The organism is Bacillota bacterium (genome assembly GCA_012837285.1).
GTDB lineage: Bacteria > Bacillota > DTU030 > DUMP01 > DUMP01 > DUNI01.
Window position 1 is genome coordinate 1 of sequence record DURJ01000089.1, and the last position, 3,678, is coordinate 3,678.

3 protein-coding genes are annotated in these 3,678 nt (G+C 49.4%); all 3 read right to left on the reverse strand.

Translation table 11 applies throughout. The features are described 5' to 3' along the window. Positions 1-78: 78 nt before the first annotated feature. Positions 79-1,296 (reverse strand): IS110 family transposase, encoded by a 1,218-nt coding sequence (locus tag GX016_05285; GenBank protein HHT70975.1) that lies wholly within the window; start codon positions 1,294-1,296, stop codon positions 79-81. Between the two features lie 339 nt (positions 1,297-1,635). Then, on the reverse strand, positions 1,636-2,376 hold the full coding sequence (locus tag GX016_05290) for a hypothetical protein (GenBank protein ID HHT70976.1): 741 nt from the start codon (positions 2,374-2,376) through the stop codon (positions 1,636-1,638). Next, on the reverse strand, positions 2,373-3,678 hold a 1,306-nt coding region (locus GX016_05295; GenBank protein HHT70977.1), incomplete at its 5' end, for a DUF3160 domain-containing protein. The genes GX016_05295 and GX016_05290, both read right to left, overlap by 4 nt.

The following is a 3,678-nucleotide window of genomic DNA, read 5'->3' on the forward strand; positions in this document are numbered from 1 at the left end:
GAGCGAAGCGAAGACGTGCTATGAACAGTCAAGCCAAATCAAAGAAGTTTTGACAACCACATAGGGATTCCGAGCAACTTATCCTGCCAGTGGTGACCATTTATACTCAGGATCAAACGGCCGACCATTTTTCCACAGAGAATAAATCAGATGAACTAAACGTCTGGCGACAGCAATCGTAGCAACACCAGAGTGCTTCCCTTGACTTCGTTTAAGTTCGTAGTAAGCCTTAAGCTCCGGATTACAGCGACGAGCTGACACAGCAGCAAGCCACAAACAATGTCTTAAAGTAGGAGAACCGCGCTTAGATATTCGGTTTCTTGTTCCTTCAAACTCCCCAGATGACCTTACAGTAGGATCTAGGCCAGAATAAGCAACTAAAGCACGGGCATTGGAAAAGCGTTTAATATCGCCTATCTCTCCGATAATAGCCGCTGCCAGCACCGGGCCAATGCCAGGGATAGTTTCAATTACATGGCGGTAGGGGGTATCCTTACTTGGCCTAAACTCGTCCATGATCTTATCAATAGCTTCCTCAATCATCTTTATCTGTTCATCAATAAACTCAACCTGGTCCAGGAGTAAACGCAACTCAAACGTGAAAGCATCGAGAGCCAAATTAATACCAAAGGTGCCTCTGGCAAGAGAACGAATCTTTTCGGCTCTACCTTGACCCAGGCGGCCCCGGGAGTGTTTGGCCAAGAAAGCTGCCAGTTCTGAAAGATCAACCTGAGCTAACTCTTCCGGTTCCGGATATCGCTTCAGCAACGCCTTAGATGTTTGAACAAATACACTAGAGAAGCATTCCTCGTATTCCGGAAAGATCTGGTCTAAGATGGCTAGAATCTTATTCTTAAGCCCGCTTACCTGGTCTACAAATCTAAAGCGAAGCCGAGAAAGATTCTGCAGCCTAATTACCGTTTCAGGAGGAAGCTCAGTTGCCGGTGTTTCGCCAAAGCGCATCAGAGTTGCCAGCAGCAAGGCGTCCTTTCGATCCGTCTTAGTCTTACGCACATAATAGTTGCGCAAGGCATCAGACTGGATGGGATTAATAACATGTAGCCGAAACCCAAGCTTGTTGAGATAGCAGTAGATAGGGAGCCAGTAATGGCCAGTAGCCTCAAGACAAAACTGGATGTGCTTAGGCTCTATATTCAATTGTGCTAGGGCCCGAAGGAGCTTATTCATACCCTGTTGGTTGTTTTGCACCTTGATATTTAGGGTAACATTACCTACCTTATCGGTTAGACATATTTCGTGACTCCGTTTAGCTACATCGATACCGCCATAAAACATGCTCTTACCTACTTTCTCTAAATTGGCAGGGTCCCGCAACCCATACGGGTCTCAACCTTGCGCGTGACTCGTGGTATGCAGCAAGCCACATCCACAACGTGCTCATTCGAGTCCTCCCGTATAGGCGGGGCTTCACTCTTCGCTGCGGGATAGCTAGGCTTCCCAAGGATCTCTATCGAAGCCCCCTGCCGTTACGAGAGTATTTATCCAGGTTGCCCCGGAATCCCTTTATGGTTGTCTAGGGAAACTGTTAGCGTGAAATTATGCTATTTGTACCTTGACTCTATTGTACAAGGATCTTATGAGCATAATTTACAGGATGCAAGTTAGCTGCGGATATTATCGCAGACGGGAAAATCCCCAGCCGTTCCATTTCCAGACACCGATCTGCCTATGCTGGCAATCAGCATAATCCCCTTCCAGGGTAACTAATTCGTTTTCACCGTCACCATTGACGTCGCTAAGCCATAGTTCGTAATTGGGTCGGTCCAGATTGGACGACTGCCACACAGGTTTAACAACGTTGCCGACTAGTTTGAAAATGAACAGGTGGTTCTTGACGCTCCGGTCTTCTTCTTCAACCCAAAAAGGTTTGCAGGGGCCGAAACTTCCCGCCTTCCATACGGACAAGTTTAGATCACATATACCGTCGTTGTTGGCATCACCCAACACGAAATCATCTACCCACCAATCATCTGGTGACACCCAGATGTCTGCGCCGGCAACGCTGATAGCCAGTTGGCCATCTTGCAGAAAATATTTTTCCACCGTGCTATCGTTATTTAAGTCGCCATATTGGGTCTTGGCCAGCTTAAACCCCAGGCTGGGCCTGGGGTCGCCAGTTGTGGTAACCGGTGAAATTTCCCCGTCCAGTTGCAGATGGTTGTTTATGGCCACCAGGGGCATAATGCTGCCCATGGCCATTCGGGCCACGGATTCCTGCCTGGCTGGCAGAGCCAACATTTTGTTCTTGAAAGCTGCAAAATCGTTCGTCGGTTGTGCGCTTTCAGCGGTTAGTTGGCCCAGGAAAACGAAAAGAACAATAGTTGCTACTGCCAGCGGCAGCTTTAATGATTTCATGGGGCAATGAAAGCCTCTGTCCAGTTAGGTTGCGGTGGAACCTCACCGGCATTTAACAGTTCACGCCATCTACTGTCGGTCAACCGGTCGCTTAGCGGCCAGGCAAACTCATAATATGAGTAGACGCCACCTATGGCCAGCCGCAGCTTACCGTCCACAGGCACAGCGGCGTAGATTTCTTGAATAAAACCGGTGGCTTCCTGCAAAACCTGCCCGCCGACATCGGTGGCCACATCAGTTACAATGGCTGCCGGTTGATCGTATGCTTGCGAGTGGTGTTCGATTCCCTCATCACGCAAGGCCTCCAACCAAAAGTGTTCCAGCTGCACGCCGTAGGAGCGGATCAATTCATATTCGTCGTCGGTTAGTGCCTCATTGGTTAACTCTTTTTCCGCAATCTCCTTGAGTGATAAAGAGAGTTGTTCCAGCCTCTGTAGGCTTTCGGCATCGCGCTCGCAAATGAGCTGTCGGGCTTGAAGGCCTTCCCTGGTCGTCTTGGCCAGCGCGGCCAAACGGCCAAAGACCAGAGGATTTGGTTCTACATAACCACGGTCGTCAACGTCCATATTACCACCGCCGGCTTCCGCATAAACCTGCTTGGCGTACAAGACGGTGTCGTGCTTTAGTTCGGCCCAGCTTCCTAAGAAAGTGCTTAGTTCTTTTCGGGCCCAAGCCCGGTTTTGCATAAAGGCAGGGTATTTGTCTGATTTTACTTGGGTTAGGGGCTGTAGTGTATAGAGCCAGCTCCAGTACAGGTTCTGGGTCCAGGTTTCTTGGCTTAGGTCGGTCAAGTGTTTTTGTAGTTTAGCCATGTTCTCCCGGTAGAGCTCATAATCTGTTTCTCCCAGCTCGTCTAAGATGCTGTATGCTTCCTTGGACCCAAAGGCGGCTGCGATGTCGAGCCCCTTGGGTAGCATCCTTCGTTCGCCCTGGTTATTTTCTTTAACTTCGCGGTAGACCAGTCGCTGGAAAATGGCTGCGTCCAAGGTGAAGCGCTGCCCCATAAAGCGAAAGCCCTTAATTTCTTTTTCCCGGTCGGGCTGAATAGTCTCATCGAAAATCGGTATAGAGTTGACCGCCGGCGGCGCTAATGTGTGGATATTTTCCCGGAAGGCAGTCCATTTGTTTTGGTCGGCCACGAGTGTGGAGAGGTTTGCCTTAGGGCCATAAACTTGATCCAGTTGTTCTTTGAGCTGCAGATAAGAGATGTCATCGCTCTTACCCACAAAGAAGCTGGTGGGCTCGTAAATTTTATCCCAGCTTAGGGCGTTGTCGTCTTCGCTGAGCGCAAGGGCAATTAAC

Coding starts and splice junctions, on each gene's coding strand:
- GX016_05285 (HHT70975.1), bottom strand. CDS start 1,296: ATGTTTTATGGCGGTATCGATGTAGCTAAACGGAGTCACGAAATATGT.
- GX016_05290 (HHT70976.1), bottom strand. CDS start 2,376: ATGAAATCATTAAAGCTGCCGCTGGCAGTAGCAACTATTGTTCTTTTC.